This window comes from Falsiroseomonas sp. RANM36, assembly GCF_056682175.1.
This window is the reverse complement of sequence record NZ_JBWXTD010000004.1, coordinates 96,808-111,766: the sequence shown is the minus strand read 5'-3', so window position 1 is coordinate 111,766 and position 14,959 is coordinate 96,808. Positions and strand designations below refer to the sequence as shown.

Sequence of the window (14,959 nt, the reverse complement as noted above, 5' to 3'; positions counted from 1 at the left end):
GGGGGGGGGCGGCCGTGGGGCGCTACCCGCCCCCGGCGGGGGGTCTGCGGCTGGGGGGCGGCCGCCACCGAGCCGAGATCGCCCACCGAGGCCTCTGCGCTCTCCGCGGTCTCGACGGCGCGCGCCTCGGTCTGGGTCGCGCTCGCCGCCATGCCGGTGGCGCAGCGCGCCATGTTGTCCGCCGCGCCGCCCAGGCTGCGCATCACGCCGCTGAGCGCCGCGCCGAATTCCTGGGTATAGCCGTCGATCGCCCTGGCGCGGCGTTCCTGCTCGGCGCGGCTTTCGGCCGCCTCGGCCTCCAGATTCGCGCGCGCCGCGGTCGCATCACGGAAGACCTCGAGCGCGCGGGCCATCGCGCCGATCTCGTCGCGCCGGTCGCGGCCTTGGATCGGCGTGTCGAGCCGGCCGCCGGCGATCGCCGCCATTGTCTCGCCGAGGCGTGCCAGCGGGCGCGCGATGTTCCGCGCGGCAAGCAGGCCCGCGGCGATGGCCGCGACCAGGATCAGCAGGGCAATGCCGCCGACCATGAGCAGCTTCTGCCGCTCCGTCGCCATCCAGGGCGTCATGTCGTAGGCGACGGCGATCGCGCCGATGGCCGCGCCGGCCGCATCGCGCAGCGGGTGCGCCAGCGCCAGCACGGGCATCCCCGGCACCAGCGCGAACCCGACCGGCGCGCGCGCCTCGGCAAGGCCTGCCGGCAGTGCCGCGGCCGAGACGCCCTCGAGGCTGGAGGCGATCAGGCCGTTCCGGTCGAACAGCAGCACATGCGTGCCGGTCATCGCTGACAGTTCACGCGCGGTCCCGGCATCGAGCCGGCTGCCGATCCGCAGCGTCCCGATCACGCGCCCGTCCTGCCGGATCGGCAGCACGGCGGCGAAGGCGAAGCGGCGGCTGGTGGTGGAGAAGGCGACGCCGAGCGCGGCCTCGCCGCGAAGGGCGCGCGCGACATCCGGCGCGGCCGACTTGTCGTCGCCGAAGACGGCGGGATCGTGGCCCCGCATCGCGACGCGCCCGCCGGCATCCGTCACCTCGAGCACGTTGAGGGTCGCATCGGCGCCGCGCAGCGCCTCGAACAGCGCGACCGCCTGCGCGCGGAGCGCCGCCCGGTCGCCGGCGGCGAGGGCCGCGCCGATGTCCGGTCGCTGCGCCGCGCCGATCGCAAGGGCGTGCAGCCCGGCGATCCGTTCCGCGACCGCCCGCTCGGCGCGTTCCAGGCTGAACCGTGCCATGCCGTTGGTCCGCTCGGTGCGGAGGTCGTGCAGCGCGCTGCTGCTCGCGAAGGCGACCAGCAGCACGCCCGCGATGGCAGGCAGGATGGCAAGCAGCGCGAGGCGCGGGCGGAGGCCCGCCAGTACCCCGGGAAGCAAAGACCTCATGCAGAAGTCCCTGTGTCAGACGATGCGGCGTCTGCCACGGGTGCGGTAAAGGTCCCGTTACGGCCGTTTGGCATGTCGGGCGGACCGATTCAGACCTCCGGGTCTGAAGCCCCTCCGCTCATCGGGCCGACTCAGGCGGCGGCCTGGACCTCGCGCGCCGCGAGCGCGACCAGATGCGCGGCGACCGCCCCCATGCCGGTGCGCGCGCCCTCGCGTCCCGCGCGGCGCTCGGCCTCGGCGTTGTAGTTCGTGTTGGTGTTCACGTCGTAGGCGAAGGTCCGCCCCTGGCGGTCGGTGATGAACTCGATCGCGCCGACGCCGATCCCGTTCGCCACCAGGAAGGCCTCCATCCGGTGGATCAGCAGATGGGCGAAGCCATCCAGGATGCGGAATTTCTCGCCCGCGGCCACGGCGGGGCAGACCTCGCCCTCGCCGGCCTGGCAGGCATCGGCGGGGCAGAGCTCGAAACCCTCCGAGGTGTCCACGCGCACGGCGTAGAGGAACCTGCCGCCGATGAACTCTGCCCGCGTGATGCAGGGCTCCGGCGCCTCGATGTAGCGCTGCACCAGCCAGATGCCGTCGCGCGGATGCGCATGCGGGTCGGCATCGGCGGCGAGCAGGTCCAGCGCCTGGCGCAGCCCCTCCGCGCTGCGCACCAGCCGCACGCCGAGGCCCTTGCCGGCGCGGTTGTGCTTCAGGATCAGCGGGTATCCGAGCTTTTGCGCCGCTTCCGGGATGTGCTGCGCGCCGATGACGGCGATGGTCTCGGGCGTCGGGATGCCATGCGCCGCCAGCGCCTGGTACTGCGCGACCTTGGAGAGTTCGAGCTGCAGCGCGCGGCGCCCGTTCACCACGGCGCGGCCGTGCCGCTCGAGCCATTCGATCACGGCGCCGGCGTATTCGGGCGCGTAGGTGTGGTCGCGCGTGTGGGAGCTCGCGCTCATGCGGTTGTAGAACACGCCCTCCGGCGGCGGCTGCGTGAGGTCGAGCAGGCCGGTGTCGAGGAACCACTCCTCATGCCGCGCGCCCTGCGCCGCGAAGGCGGCACGCAGCGGCACGACCCAGGCGTCGTTCTCATGGAGCACATGGATGGCGGACATGACCGGCCTCGCTGAGGAAACGAGCCGTTAGAAAAATCGTCTTCCGGGCGGCCGCAAGAGGGCAGAATGAAGAAAGATTTTCCTTTTGCGCTGCTCGTGGCGCAGGGCTGGTCCTGCTCCCCGAAACCCGGATCGCCGCAAACCCTACTCCGCCGCGCTGGCCATGTCGGGCGGGCAGGGCGGCATGTCGCGCAGGAACGCCCAGCGACCATGCTGCTTGATCTCGGCCAGCACGAAGGGCGTCAGCTCCAGCCCGGGCAGCGGCGCCACGACCGCCTCCGCCGCCGCGAAATCCACGCTGACCGCACCCACTGCCGGCGTGCCGCCATGCGACCCGGCGCCGAGGAAGGCGCAGGCCGGCAGCCAGAGATGGCGGATGCCGTCCACCACCCGGTCGCGGCTGGCATGCAGGTGGCCGCTGATGACCATGCGCACCCCGGCCGCCTCCAGCTTCGCCAGCCGCGCCGCGCGCGGCGCGCGGTTCAGCGAGGAGACGGTCGGCGCGTCCTCCGCCGCATGCTCGACGAAGAGCGGCTTGTGCAGCACGAGCGCGACCGGGCGGCCGCGCGCGCCGGCGAGCTCCTCATCCAGCCAGGCGTCCTGCTCCGCCTCGCGCGGCAGGCCGGAGCCGAAGAGCTGCGCGTTGACGCCGATCAGGCGCCAGGCGCCGGCCTCGATCGCGAAGCGGTCCGTGGCGAAGGCCGCGTCCCAGCGGGCCAGGCGCGCCTCGTCCACGATCTGCGCCGGGTCCTGGCCGGGCGGCTCGTCACCGACATCGTGGTTGCCGGGCAGGGCGAAGACACGCGCTTCCAGGCCCTCCAGCGCCTGGGCTGCGAACTGCATCTCCGCGTCGCTGTCGGGGCCGTTTATGCAGAGGTCGCCGGTGACGATCACCACATCGGCTTCCGACGCATTCGTGGCGTCGCGTGCGCGCCGGAAGTTGTCCCAGAAGAAGCCGTGCGTGTGGGAGAGATGCAGGTCGGACAGGAAGACGATCTTCGACACGGGTCTGCTCCTCAGCCGAAGGCCAGGTTCGTGGCGCGGAAATCCATGTAGTAGAGCGGGGGATGCGACCAGCGCAGGTCGCGCCGCTTCCCGATGTATTCGCGCACCGGATAGAGGATCAGCGCGGGCGCCTCGGCCTCGTATTCGTCGAGCAGCGCCAGCCACAGTCGCCTGCGATCCTCCGGCGCGGTGGCGAGGCGCAGCGCGTCCACGATCGCATTGTAGCGCGCGGGCTGCCAGAAGCCGCTCCGCTGCAGCGAGTATTCCTTCGAAAGATGCACGGCGAGCCCGCCGCCGAGCGGATCGGGGAAGCGGAAGGCGATGGAGGTCGGCCGGATATCGGCGCCGGGCTGGGTGACGGAAGCCAGGTTCTCGCGCGTCTCGAGCCTGGTGTTGACGCCGACGGCGCGCCACATCTCCTGGATCACCTGCACCGCCTGCAGCATCTGCAGGTAGTAGTTCGGCGCGATGCGGATGATCAGCTCCTCCCCGCCATAGCCGCCTTCGCGCAGCAGGCGCCTTGCGCGGTCCGGATCGTAGGTGAAGCCCTTGCGGTCGGCGTCGTAGAGATCGCCGAAGGATGGGATCTGCAGCGCCGCCATGCGCCGGTAGCCCTCGCCCCAGAGGCTGCGGCCGAGCGTGTCGTAGTCCACCGCGTGGTTCAGGCCCTGGCGCACCCGCGCATCGCGCAGCGGGCCGCGGCGCGTGTCGTAGTAGAGGATGTGCGCGAAATCGAGCGGCACCTCCACGCCTTCCACACGCGCGTCGCGCGCCAGGCCCTGCGCCTGTTCCGGCAGCAGGTTGGTGACGAGGTCGTAGTCGCCGGCATGCAGCCCGGCGAGGCGGGAGGACGCCTCCGGCACCGCGGTGAAGACGATCTGGCGCACCGGCGGACGGCCACCCCAGTAGGCGTCATGCGCTTCGAGCACCACGCGCTGGTCGCGCTGGAAGCCGGCGACGCGATAGGGACCGCTGCCGACCGGGGCGCGACGCATGCCCTCCAGGCCCTGGGCATCGTAGAAGGCCGCGGAATGGATCCAGCCGCCATAGGCGGCGAGGCGCTGCGGCATCACCGGGTCGGGAGACCTGGTGCGGAACGCCACGCGGTGCGGCCCCTCGGCCTCCACCCCGGCGAGATGGCCGAAATTGACCCGGCCCTCGAAGGTCTGGGTGCGCTCGCCCCACATCCGCTCGGCGGAGAAGGTGGAGAGCACGTCGGCGCTGGTCAGCAGCGTGCCGTCCTGCAGGCGGATATCGGTGCGCAGCTCCGCCACCCAGGTGAGCGGGTCGCGCCGGGTCAGCGAGGTCGCGACGAAGGGGGTCAGGTGCTGGCCGCCCTCGCGCGCCTCGCGGGCGAAGTCGCGGCGCCACAGCGTATCGAAGACGTTGTAGGTGATCCGCAGGCCGACATTGGAGATTGCCTCCAGCGGCTCGAGCGTGGGCGGCAGGGCCTGCACGGCGATGCGCAGCACCGGGCGGCTGTCCGCCTGGGCGCCGGCCACGCGCGGCAGCAGGGCGGGGAGGGCCAGCGGGGCGGCCATGAGCGCCCGACGTCGGATTGCCATGCGTCAACCTCCTTGACGGTGCGGGAGGCTAGGCGCGGCTGGCGACAGGCGCGTGACGGCCGCATGAGAGGGGCGTGACGGTGGCCCGCCGGGGCGGCGGGTTCCGGCCGGGGCGCGCGCCGCCTATATCCCCGTCCACCATGGTTCCCTTCCGCAAGATGCATGGCCTCGGCAACGATTTCGTCGTGCTGGATGCGCGCGCCCGCCCGCTGCCGGTCACGGCCGAGGCGGCGCGTGCCATCGGCGACCGCCACCGGGGCGTCGGCTTCGACCAGCTCATCGTGATGGAGCCGCCGCCCCCCGGCGCGGACGTCTTCATGCGCATCCTCAACCCCGACGGGTCGGAGGCCGGCGCCTGCGGCAATGCCACGCGCTGCATCGCCTCGCTGGTCGCGGAGGAGGCCGGGAAGGACCGCGTGGTGGTGCGCACCATCGCCGGCGACCTGCCGGTCGAGCGACTGCCTGCCAAAGGCGGCCAGGATCTCTGGCGCGCCGACATGGGCCCGGCGCGGCTCGGCTGGCAGGAGGTGCCGCTGGCGCGCGAGATGGACACGCTGCACCTGCCGCTCGCCCTCGGCCCGGTCGCCGACCCCGCCGCCTGCTCCATGGGCAATCCGCACGCGACCTTCTTCGTGCAGGACCTCGACGCCATTCCGGTGGCGGAGATCGGCCCGCAACTCGAACGCCATCCGCTGTTTCCGGCGCGGGCGAATATCGGCTTCGCGCAGGTGCTGTCGCCCGACCGCATCCGGCTGGCGATGTGGGAACGCGGCGCGGGGATGACGCTCGCCTGCGGCTCCGGCGCCTGCGCCGCCATCGTCAACGCGGCGCGGCGCGGACTGACCGGCCGGCGCGCGACGGTGCATTTGCCCGGCGGGCCGCTCGAGATGGAATGGCGGGAGGACGGGCATGTGCTGATGACCGGCCCGGTGGCCACCGCCTTCACCGGGATGCTCGATCTGGCGCGCCATGCGGCCTGAGGTCCTGACCTTCGGTTGCCGGCTCAACGCCTTCGAGTCGGAGGCGATGCGCGACCTCGCGGCGAAGGCCGGGCAGGGGGATGCGATCATCGTCAACACCTGCGCCGTCACCGCCGAGGCCGAGCGACAGGCGCGCCAGGCGATCCGCCGTGCGGCGCGCGCGCATCCCGGGCGGCGCATCATCGTGACAGGCTGTGCCGCGCAGATCGCGCCCGCCGGGTGGGCCGCCTTGCCCGGCGTCGCGCGGGTGCTCGGCAATGCCGACAAGCTGAACCCGGCGAGCTGGGCCGCGCCCGACGGGCCGGCGGCGGAGCCCGGCGTGGCGACCCGCGCGGCGACCGGGGCGCAAACCGGGGCGGCGGCGGAACCGGTGACCGATCTCGCCGGCCGCGCCCGCGCTCTCGTGCAGGTGCAGCAGGGCTGCGACCATCGCTGCACCTTCTGCGTGATCCCCTTTGGCCGAGGCCCGTCGCGCAGCGTCCCGATGGGCGCCATCGTCGAACAGGTGCGCGCGCTGGTGGCGCGCGGCCATGCCGAGGTGGTGCTGACCGGCGTGGACATCACGAGCTACGGCCCCGATCTGCCTGGCGCGCCCACGCTCGGCCAGATGCTGCGGCGGCTGCTGGCGCTGGTGCCGGAGCTGCAACGCCTGCGCCTCTCCTCGCTCGATCCGGCCGGGATGGATGACGAGCTCTGGCGCCTGATCGCGGAGGAGCCGCGGCTGATGCCGCATCTGCATCTCTCGCTGCAGCATGGCGACGACCTGATCCTCAAGCGCATGAAGCGCCGCCATCTGCGCGCCGACGCGCAGGCGCTGTGCGACCGCGCGCGGCGGCTCAGGCCGGACATCGTCTTCGGCGCCGACCTGATCGCCGGCTTCCCGACCGAGACGGAGGCGCAGTTCGCCGCCATGCTCGACATGGTCGGGAGCTGCGGCCTCACCTTCCTGCACGTGTTTCCCTATTCCGAACGCCCCGGCACGCCCGCGGCACGGATGCCGCAATTGCCGGTCGCCCTGCGACGCGAGCGCGCGGGCCGGCTGCGGGAGGCCGGTCGGCGCGCGGCGCGCAGCTTCTTCGCAAGCCGCATCGGTGCGACGGAGCAGGTGCTTCTGGAAGGGCCCGACCGCGGCCACAGCACACATTTCGCGCCGGTCCGCATGGCGGGGCAGGAAGGCCGGCGGGGCGAACTGCACCTGCTGCGGATCCTGGCCGCCGACGATGACGGCCTGATCGGAAAGGCGGCCTGACGCATGGCGCTCAAGGGAATCTGGGATCGGCTGCGCGGGCGGGACGCGCCGGAAGGCGGCCCGCCGGAGCCGGCCGCCGCGCCGGAGCCGCAGGCCCCGCCACCATCCACCCTGCCTGCCTCCGCTCCGCCCGCTTCCGCCCCGCCTCCGCCAAGGCCGCCCGAGGCTTTGCCGCGCGACCTGCCCGCCGCCGCGGCGCCCGAGGCACCGCCCGCGCCAAGCCCCGAGACCGAACAGCGCGGCGGCTGGCTCGCCCGGCTGAAGGCCGGCCTCTCGCGCTCCACCGCACGCCTGACGGAGACGATCACCACCGTCTTCCGCAAGCGCCGCCTCGACGACGAGGCGCTCGAGGAGCTGGAGGAGACGCTGATCACCGCCGATCTCGGCCTGCCGGCCGCGCGGCGCATCGTGGACGGCTTCCGCAGGACGCGCTTCGGGAAGGAGGTCACCGACGAGGAGGTGAAGGCGGCGCTGGCCGAGAGCATCGCCGAGATCCTGGTGCCCGTCGCGAAGCCGCTGGAGATCCAGCCGGCGCGCGCGCCGCATGTCGTGCTGGTGGTTGGCGTCAACGGCACCGGCAAGACCACCACCATCGCCAAGCTCGGCCAGCAGTATCGGCGCGAGGGTCTCCAGGTGATGCTCGCCGCCGGCGACACCTTCCGGGCCGCCGCCGTGGAGCAGTTGCAGATCTGGGGCGAGCGGACGGGATGCCCGGTGGTGGCGCCGGCGAAGATGGGCGCGGATGCCGCGGGCCTCGCGCATGACGCGCTGGCGCGCGCGAAGGCCGAGGGCATGGACGTGCTGCTCATCGACACCGCCGGCCGGCTGCACAACAAGTCGGCGCTGATGGAGGAGCTGCGCAAGATCATCCGCGTGATCCGCCGCCTGGACGAGACCGCGCCGCATTCCGTGCTGCTGACGCTCGACGCCACCACCGGCCAGAACGCGCTGAGCCAGGTGAAGGTCTTCCGGGAGATGGTGGAGGTGGATGGCCTCGCCGTGACGAAGCTCGACGGCAGCGCCAAGGGCGGCGTCGTCGTGGCGCTGGCGCAGGAATTCGGCCTGCCGGTGCATTTCGTCGGCGTCGGCGAGAAGGCCGACGATTTGCGTCCCTTCACCGCGCGCGACTTCGCCCGCGGCCTGGTGGGGCTCGACTGAGCGCCCTCAGTTCCCCTTCAGGATGAACATCCCGACGATCAGCAGGAAGAAGCCGATCAGCGCGAGCGCGGGCAGCGCCACCACCGCCACCAGCAGGATCGCCGGCGTCATGCGTCCGCGCAGGCGGAAGAGCAGGCTGGCGACCAGGCTGAGCGCGGCCGCCACGACCACCGCGGCCCAGAGCAGCACGCCCTCGCGGTCCTTGTGGGTGGGATCGGCAAGCACGTAGGGCAGCTGCGAGGCGACCGAGATCGCGAAGAGCGCGAGCGAGGGGATCGCCACCAGCATCATCAGCCGCCAGGCCCAGACCGGTCGCATCAGTGCCACCGCGGCGGGGCGATGATGAAGACGAGGATCACGATGCCGGCCAGCAGCGCCGGCACGGCCAGCACGCCGGCCAGCGCCATGGCGGCGCCGCGCCGCCCCTTCGCCCGCAACGTCGTGGCGGCCCAGAGGATCGCGGAGGGCACCGCGATGAGGGCCGCCCAGAGCAGGATGTTGCCGGCGGAGACCGTGCCGTCCGACAGGCCCCAGAGGAAGAAGAACAGGATGACGCCGAGCGTCAGCCAGCTCATGCCGAACAGGATGGCTTGCAGGATCATGCAACGAGCGTAGCGGCTGCCCGGCGGGACTGCATTGCAGTGCCGCTTCGTTTGTGTCGTGCCGGAAACGCGCTGTCTTGCGCGCCGCGCCCGCCGGCGCATCCTGGCGGCCCGACGAAGGAGACGACGCATGGCCGAGGTCCGATGGGAACGCCTGACGGCGCCCGAACTCCGCGCGCTGGCCGCGCGCGATGCGGTCGTGGTGCTGCCGGTCGCCAGCCTGGAGCAGCATGGGCCGCATCTGCCGGTCTGGACCGACAGCTTCATCGGCCATGCGGTCGCGATCCGCGGCGCGGAGCTGGCCGACGAACTGCCCGCGGTCGTGCTGCCGCCGATGTGGATGGGCCTCTCGGAGCACCATTTCCCCTTCGGGGGCACCGTCAGCCTGGACTACGCGACCTTCGCCGCGGTGCTGCGCTGCGTGACGCGCTCCATCATGGCCGACGGGTTCCGGCGGCTGTTCCTGCTCAACAGCCACGGCGGCAACATCGAGCCCCTGGCGGTCAGCGCGCGGGAACTCGCGCATGAATTCGGCATCCCGGTGGTCACCACCACCATCACCAAGCTGGCGCCGCAGGCGGTCTCGGCGGCGCTGACGACGCAATCCGGCATCCAGCACGCCTGCGAGGGCGAGACGAGCCTCTGGCTGCATCTCGACCCGGCGCAGGTGCGCGCCGACCAGCTGGCGCACAGCGTCTCGCCGGGCGGCTTCGCGGCGGGGGACGCGGCCGCGACGCGCTTCTGGTCCTTCGCCGAGCGCGCTCCGGTGACGGGCGTGCGCGGCGATCCCCGCGCGGCGACGCCGGAGAAGGGCCGGGCGATCTTCGAGGCGATGGCCGAAGGCCTGGCCGCCATGCTGCGCGACGGCGCGATCTGGCGGGCGCCGGACGCGGTGTGGGCAGCGGGGCGGGCGCAGGCGGCGCGAGGCTGACCCCGCCGGCCGGCGGCGTGGCTACTCGAAGGGAATTCTCACCCGCGCGCCCGGCACGACGTCGTCGAAGGGCAGGCGCATCCCGGGCACCAGGGTTTCGAGCGACCGGTCCGGGGCGGTTTCGCGGATATGCTCGCGGCCGAAGGTCATCCCTTGCGGGCGGTCCTGGCGCAGCACCATCGGCTCGATGCGCGGGGCAAGGGGATCGCTGTTGCGCTCCGGCGGCGCCTCGATCTCCCGGTTCGGCACGGGGGCGGGCTCTGCCGCCGCGGCGGCGCCGCCCGCGCCCAGACTGATCGGCTGCCCGACGCTGAGCGGCAGTGCCGCCGTGGCCGGCAGCGCGGCCGGGCTGGCCGCGGCAAGCTCGGCCGGAGGCGGTGCCGGCGTGCAGGCCGCCGTCGCCAGGACCGCGAGCAGCAGCGACAGGGCGGGCCGCAGCGTCATCCGGCGTGGCCAAGCCGATGCACGCCGCGCGGATCCTCGGGCGGGTTGGCGCGCGGGGCGCCGAGCGGGCCATCGCCGACCTCCCGCCAGGCCCGCAGCACCCAGTGCACCGAGGGGAAGGCCAGATCGTCCCACGGGATCCCGTCCCAGTCGAACAGCCGCACCTCCAGGCTTTCCGGGCCGGCCGCGAAGCCCGGCGTGGCGAGCCGGGCACGGAAGAGCACCTGCACCTGGCCGATGCGCGCGATGGAGTAGAGGGCGAGCATGCCCTCGATGGCGATCTCGGCGCAGGCTTCCTCCCGCGCTTCGCGTCGGGCGGCTTCCTCGACCGTCTCGCCCATCTCCATGTAGCCGGCCGGGATGGTCCAGAAGCCGCGGCGCGGCTCGATGGCGCGGCGGCAGAGCAGGACCCGCCCCTCATGCACCACCACGGAGCCGGTGACGATCTTCGGGTTCTCGTAGGCGATGAAGCCGCAATCGGGGCAGGTCAGCCGCTCGCGGTCTTCCCCTTCCGGGATCCGGCGGACGAAGTTGCTGGCGGAGGACATGCGCGAAGCTTGGGGTGCCGGCGTCGCGCCGGCAAGGCATGCGGCGCGCCGTCGCGCGCGGCCGGTCAGACCTTCACGTCGAGCAGCGATCCGCGGGGCAGGGGCGTGGCCGGCGGCGGCGGCAGCGCATCGAGGCGCCGCGGCGACTCGGACGCGGCCGGGGCGCCGGCGACAGGGCTGGCGGCGGTCGCCGCACGGGCCTGGGCCGGGCCCTGGAAGCGCGAGACCTCGGCCGTGAAGGCGGCAAGGGAGTTCATGCTGATCATGCGCAGTATGATGGGCCGCAGGTCTGAATGCCGCGTTAAGCGGGGGCGTGGGTCGCGCAGGCCTGGACCGATCGGGCGCATGCCGCAGGATGCGGCAGGCCCGCGTTAACGATCCAGCAACCAGTGGTGGAAAGGGCGCAGATCCTGCCGAGGCATGAACGGCGCCCGCCCCCGTTCAGCCCCTGAAGGGCCGCAGATCCAGCATCGGCAGGTCGAAGGCGCGGGCGCCGAAGGCGATCACCGCCTCGGCCCGCGCCGCATCCCACCCGCCATGGCGGCAATTGTCGCGCGCCTTCGCCTCGATCTCCGCGCGGGAGAGCGGGTCGGCGGCGCCGCCGCGGAGATTGGCCTGCCGTTCCTCCACCACGGTGCCGTCGCGGAGCGTGGCGCGGACATGGCCGGTATAGGCGCGCGGATAGGGGTTCTGCGGGTCCACGACATAGCTGACCTTGGCGCAGAGGGCGCGCAGGTCGGGGCGCATCACCATCTCCTCCGTGAAGGCTTCGAGCCCCGCGCCGCCCAGGATCAGCCCGGCCGCGATGCCATAGGGGGTGCTGAACTTGGCCGCATAGGCATTCGGCGGCGCCTGCTTGGAGGCCAGCGGCTCCCACAGCCGGTGCAGGATGCCCTCGGCGGTCTCGCAGGTGATCGCGGCGATGTCCTCGGCCTTCAGGCCGCGCGCCCGCAGCTTCACCGCGCAATCCACGAAGGGCTGCACCATGGTGCCGTTGGCCCAGGGCTTGAAGGCGATGGTGGAGGCGACCCAGTCGTGGCCGAAGCCGTCCAGCAGCCGGCCCCAGTCGCAATCGGTGGTGTGGGTGAAGCCGTTGAAGAGGCCGTGCGGCCCTTCGAAGACGGTGCGCGGGCCGAAGAAGCCGCCCTTCGCCAGCAGCGCGGCCCGCAGCCCGGCCTGCGCCGCCCAGCCCGGATGCAGCCGCTTGGTCCAGGCGCCGTCGGTCAGGTACTCGATGATGCCCGATGCCATCGAACCCGAGATCCCGATGGCGTCCACCACCTGTCGCGGCGTCAGCCTCATCGCGACCGCGACGGCCAGCGCCGCGGCCGGCGCGCCGAAGACGCAGGTGGGATGGAAGCCCGACTTGTGCACCGCCTTCGGCACCACGGTGGAGAGCCGGCACGCCGCCTCCGCGCCCACCGCCAGGCCGCGCAGCACGTCGGCGCCCGAGAGGCCGAAGCGTTCGGCGGCGGCGAGCACCGCCGGCACGATCACCACGCCCGAATGGATCGGCCCGCCTTCGAAGGTGTCGTCATAGTCCTCGCCGTGGGAGGCGGTGCCGTTGACGATCGCCGCATCGGTGGAGCCGTAGCCGCCCGCATGCCCGAAGGCGGTGCAGGCGCCTTCGCCCTCGGCCGCGCCGAGCGTGGCGGCCACGTAGTCCGTGCCGCGCGCGGCGACGCAGAGGCCGATGATGTCCATCAGCAGCCGCTCGCAGGTCTCGCGCACCGCCGCATCGGGCCGCGCGGCCAGCGCCGCCTCCGCCAGCCGCTCCGCGACCGTCGGCCCTTCGGCCACCGCCTTTGCCATCATGTCGTCCTTCCGAATTCTCGCCACAGGGACCAGGCCGCCAGCGCCGCGGCCAGGCTCGGCAGGATGAGCGCGACCCTATCCTGCAGGAACACCGCCTGGTCGCCGCCCGGGATCGGTCGGCCGCGCCGGTGGTCGCTCCGCACCATGAAGCCGAGCGGCACGCCGAGCACAAGCGGCAGCGTCGGCACGCCGGCGAAGCGCGACGCGGACCGGGCGCGCACGACGAGCGACCTCCCGACGGCGAGGCATCCCCCCGTCGTGGCGGACCCGCCGGAGACGCGGATCGCCAGCATCGCGGCCGCCGGAAAGCGCCACGGCGGGCTTGCCGGCCGTCGCGCGCGAGGGTCGCGAATCCGGGCAGGAGGGAAGGCGTGCTGCCGCGTGGGGATATGCGCGCGTAAGTTGTTGGTCTCTGATCGCGGTGTTCTGCAGTTGTGGGCGCTCCGGTGATGCGCCGGACCTTGTTCAAAACGAGGAACGCTTTGCGGAAGATGAGACTTCCTGACGAAGTGCCACGGCGCCTGCTGACGCGAGGCCTGCTTGCCGCTTAGGTGGCTCTCGGCAGTCATGCGGACGTGGCTACGGCCGCACCTTGCATGACATTGTAGACTGTCTGGAGGGCAGAAAGCCGCCAGTTCGGCACATGTCACGCGGATTGACGGGCCTGACACGCGGGTTCCGTGTCGCGACGGCCACCGCGCTTCGGTCTGCTTGATGTCAAGTCGGGTTGGTAGCGACTTTCCTCTCCAGATCAATCGAAAGGTGTGTCAATACACTCTCGCGCGATCAGTTGCGCATCAGGACGAACGATCACTGTTCCGGACAGGAGAACCCCTATGCTTGTTCTGCCCAGCCAGAGGGAAGCGGCGCTCGAGGCCGATCTCCCCCTGTCGCGCGAGCTTCCGAGCCCGCGCGAGGCCATGGCTGTACGCTTGCCGACATATCTGCAGCCCTTCCTCACATGGTTGACCGCGAAGCCCGCGCCCGGCGAGGAAGCCCCCTCGCGCAGTGCGATCTCCTTCGTCTTCGGCGCCCTGGCATGGATCCTCGGCGGTTGTGCCCTGACGGTGCTGCCCTTCCTCATGAGCGAGCCCGCACTCGCGCTCTGGCTGCTGGTGCCCGTCGGGCTCACCGCGACGAGCTGCGGCCTCGGCCTATTCCAGGTTGTGATCTTCCATCATTGCTCGCACGGCACGGTCTTCGCCACGCGCGAAGGCAACCGGCGCGCGGGCAGGCTCATTTCCGCCCTGCTGCTGTTCAAGCGCTTCGAGGACTACCAGCGCGAGCACATGATCCATCACAGCGCGAAGAAGCTGCTGACGGAGGAGGATGAGTTCGCCGACTTCGTGCTCGGCCTGCTGGGCCTGGAGGCGGGCCTCTCCAAGCGCGAACTGTGGCGCCGGGTGATCGTCGCCTGCGTCTCGCCGGTGTTCCACTGGAAGTTCCTCTCGCGCCGCATCCAGGCGAGCCTCTTCACCGGCGATGCCGCGCATGACTGGGTCGGCCGCGTCGCCTGGACCGCTGCCATCGTCGCCACCGTCGCGACCGGGACCTTCTGGCTGTTCCTCCTCGCCTGGGTGCTGCCCGTCACCGTGCTGCTGCAGATCGCGACGATCTTCCGGATCCTGGTCGAGCACAGCTTCCCCGAGGCCGAGCTGATCGCGGCGCGCGACAAGGAATTCGTCTGCCACGCGACCTGCGGCGTCTTCCCGGGCGCGCAGCCGCCGCTCGAGAAGGCCAACAGCCTCTCCGGCGCGATGGCCTGGGCCGGCTGGTGGGCCAACATGCTGACCGTGCAGCTCTTCGTGCGCCTGTTCGTGCTGGTCGGCGACGCGCCCTGCCACGACTTCCATCACCGCCGTCCCGCGACCAAGCGCTGGACCACCTACATCCATGCGCGCCAGCAGGACCTCGACAACGGCTCGCCCGGCTTCCCGACCGGCTATTTCGAGGCCTGGGGCCTGATGCGCGCCGTGGATCGCAGCCTGGCAAGCCTGGCCGCCACCGCCCCCGCGACGATCGGGCGGGAGCCGGCGACGCATGAGGCCGCTTCCCTCGTCTTCGGCCACCGCCTCCAGGAGGGCTGACGCACAGACTGTCCGGATCGGGCCCGCGCCTTCTCCAGCGCGGGTCGCGGGCCCCGGCGGCGACCGGCGCCCCGGGGAGGGGGGGAGGAGGCGGGGCGC

16 protein-coding genes are annotated in these 14,959 nt (G+C 72.3%); 5 read left to right on the top strand and 11 right to left on the bottom strand.

Annotated features, from left to right (window positions below; genetic code table 11):
- The 4 genes from AC1MIR_RS14290 to AC1MIR_RS14275 form a co-directional block, all read right to left on the bottom strand.
- A partial coding sequence (locus AC1MIR_RS14290) for a HAMP domain-containing protein (protein ID WP_480028865.1) occupies positions 1 to 1,376 on the bottom strand: 1,376 nt, incomplete at its 3' end.
- A gap of 131 nt (positions 1,377 to 1,507) precedes the next feature.
- Positions 1,508 to 2,476 (bottom strand): ATP-grasp domain-containing protein, encoded by a 969-nt coding sequence (locus tag AC1MIR_RS14285; RefSeq protein ID WP_480028864.1) that lies wholly within the window; start codon positions 2,474 to 2,476, stop codon positions 1,508 to 1,510.
- A gap of 144 nt (positions 2,477 to 2,620) precedes the next feature.
- A complete protein-coding gene (locus AC1MIR_RS14280; RefSeq protein WP_480028863.1) occupies positions 2,621 to 3,481 on the bottom strand; it encodes a metallophosphoesterase family protein in 861 nt (286 codons plus the stop codon).
- An 11-nt stretch (positions 3,482 to 3,492) separates the two neighbouring features.
- Complete coding sequence (locus AC1MIR_RS14275) at positions 3,493 to 5,046, bottom strand: ABC transporter substrate-binding protein (protein ID WP_480028862.1); 1,554 nt, start codon at positions 5,044 to 5,046, stop codon at positions 3,493 to 3,495.
- Between the two features lie 140 nt (positions 5,047 to 5,186).
- Between AC1MIR_RS14275 and dapF the strand changes: the two genes are divergently transcribed.
- The 3 genes from dapF (at position 5,187) to ftsY (ending at position 8,433) form a co-directional block, all read left to right on the top strand.
- Positions 5,187 to 6,026, top strand: coding sequence for a diaminopimelate epimerase (dapF, locus tag AC1MIR_RS14270; RefSeq protein ID WP_480028861.1), 840 nt, complete (start codon positions 5,187 to 5,189; stop codon positions 6,024 to 6,026).
- Positions 6,016 to 7,275, top strand: a complete 1,260-nt coding sequence (gene mtaB / locus AC1MIR_RS14265) for a tRNA (N(6)-L-threonylcarbamoyladenosine(37)-C(2))-methylthiotransferase MtaB (RefSeq protein WP_480028860.1) — start codon at positions 6,016 to 6,018, stop codon at positions 7,273 to 7,275. The genes dapF and mtaB overlap by 11 nt, the downstream gene beginning before the upstream one ends.
- Before the next feature lie 258 nt (positions 7,276 to 7,533).
- Positions 7,534 to 8,433: a signal recognition particle-docking protein FtsY gene (gene ftsY, locus AC1MIR_RS14260; RefSeq protein ID WP_480029545.1), complete on the top strand. Its 900-nt coding sequence runs from the start codon at positions 7,534 to 7,536 to the stop codon at positions 8,431 to 8,433.
- Positions 8,434 to 8,439: 6 nt separating this feature from the next.
- Here the strand turns inward: ftsY and AC1MIR_RS14255 are convergent, their stop codons facing one another.
- Positions 8,440 to 8,751: a hypothetical protein gene (locus AC1MIR_RS14255; protein ID WP_480028859.1), complete on the bottom strand. Its 312-nt coding sequence runs from the start codon at positions 8,749 to 8,751 to the stop codon at positions 8,440 to 8,442.
- Positions 8,751 to 9,035, bottom strand: a complete 285-nt coding sequence (locus tag AC1MIR_RS14250; protein ID WP_480028858.1) for a hypothetical protein — start codon at positions 9,033 to 9,035, stop codon at positions 8,751 to 8,753. Before AC1MIR_RS14250 ends, AC1MIR_RS14255 begins: the two co-directional genes overlap by 1 nt.
- Before the next feature lie 130 nt (positions 9,036 to 9,165).
- Between AC1MIR_RS14250 and AC1MIR_RS14245 the strand changes: the two genes are divergently transcribed.
- On the top strand, positions 9,166 to 9,966 hold the full coding sequence (locus tag AC1MIR_RS14245; protein WP_480028857.1) for a creatininase family protein: 801 nt from the start codon (positions 9,166 to 9,168) through the stop codon (positions 9,964 to 9,966).
- A gap of 21 nt (positions 9,967 to 9,987) precedes the next feature.
- Here AC1MIR_RS14245 and AC1MIR_RS14240 read toward each other — a convergent pair whose 3' ends face one another.
- From AC1MIR_RS14240 to AC1MIR_RS14220, 5 genes are all read right to left on the bottom strand, one after another.
- Entirely contained in the window at positions 9,988 to 10,410 is a 423-nt protein-coding gene (locus AC1MIR_RS14240; RefSeq protein WP_480028856.1) for a hypothetical protein, read from the bottom strand.
- The gene (locus AC1MIR_RS14235) at positions 10,407 to 10,958 is read right to left on the bottom strand and encodes an NUDIX domain-containing protein (RefSeq protein WP_480028855.1); all 552 of its coding nucleotides are present in this window, start codon (positions 10,956 to 10,958) and stop codon (positions 10,407 to 10,409) included. Before AC1MIR_RS14235 ends, AC1MIR_RS14240 begins: the two co-directional genes overlap by 4 nt.
- Before the next feature lie 65 nt (positions 10,959 to 11,023).
- Positions 11,024 to 11,224, bottom strand: a complete 201-nt coding sequence (locus AC1MIR_RS14230; protein ID WP_480028854.1) for a hypothetical protein — start codon at positions 11,222 to 11,224, stop codon at positions 11,024 to 11,026.
- Between the two features lie 175 nt (positions 11,225 to 11,399).
- Positions 11,400 to 12,770: an MmgE/PrpD family protein gene (locus AC1MIR_RS14225; protein WP_480028853.1), complete on the bottom strand. Its 1,371-nt coding sequence runs from the start codon at positions 12,768 to 12,770 to the stop codon at positions 11,400 to 11,402.
- Positions 12,770 to 12,994, bottom strand: a complete 225-nt coding sequence (locus AC1MIR_RS14220; RefSeq protein ID WP_480028852.1) for a hypothetical protein — start codon at positions 12,992 to 12,994, stop codon at positions 12,770 to 12,772. Before AC1MIR_RS14220 ends, AC1MIR_RS14225 begins: the two co-directional genes overlap by 1 nt.
- A 711-nt stretch (positions 12,995 to 13,705) precedes the next feature.
- On the opposite strand from AC1MIR_RS14220, the gene AC1MIR_RS14215 reads away from it, so the two are divergent.
- Positions 13,706 to 14,860, top strand: a complete 1,155-nt coding sequence (locus AC1MIR_RS14215) for a fatty acid desaturase (RefSeq protein ID WP_480028851.1) — start codon at positions 13,706 to 13,708, stop codon at positions 14,858 to 14,860.
- Positions 14,861 to 14,959: the final 99 nt, after the last annotated feature.

Bases quoted from the DNA above. Each gene is read 5' to 3' on its own strand.
- AC1MIR_RS14285 (WP_480028864.1), bottom strand. From the start codon at position 2,476: ATGTCCGCCATCCATGTGCTCCATGAGAACGACGCCTGGGTCGTGCCG.
- AC1MIR_RS14275 (WP_480028862.1), bottom strand. From the start codon at position 5,046: ATGGCAATCCGACGTCGGGCGCTCATGGCCGCCCCGCTGGCCCTCCCC.
- dapF (WP_480028861.1), top strand. From the start codon at position 5,187: ATGGTTCCCTTCCGCAAGATGCATGGCCTCGGCAACGATTTCGTCGTG.
- mtaB (WP_480028860.1), top strand. From the start codon at position 6,016: ATGCGGCCTGAGGTCCTGACCTTCGGTTGCCGGCTCAACGCCTTCGAG.
- AC1MIR_RS14255 (WP_480028859.1), bottom strand. From the start codon at position 8,751: ATGCGACCGGTCTGGGCCTGGCGGCTGATGATGCTGGTGGCGATCCCC.
- AC1MIR_RS14250 (WP_480028858.1), bottom strand. From the start codon at position 9,035: ATGATCCTGCAAGCCATCCTGTTCGGCATGAGCTGGCTGACGCTCGGC.
- AC1MIR_RS14245 (WP_480028857.1), top strand. From the start codon at position 9,166: ATGGCCGAGGTCCGATGGGAACGCCTGACGGCGCCCGAACTCCGCGCG.
- AC1MIR_RS14240 (WP_480028856.1), bottom strand. From the start codon at position 10,410: ATGACGCTGCGGCCCGCCCTGTCGCTGCTGCTCGCGGTCCTGGCGACG.
- AC1MIR_RS14235 (WP_480028855.1), bottom strand. From the start codon at position 10,958: ATGTCCTCCGCCAGCAACTTCGTCCGCCGGATCCCGGAAGGGGAAGAC.
- AC1MIR_RS14230 (WP_480028854.1), bottom strand. From the start codon at position 11,224: ATGATCAGCATGAACTCCCTTGCCGCCTTCACGGCCGAGGTCTCGCGC.
- AC1MIR_RS14225 (WP_480028853.1), bottom strand. From the start codon at position 12,770: ATGGCAAAGGCGGTGGCCGAAGGGCCGACGGTCGCGGAGCGGCTGGCG.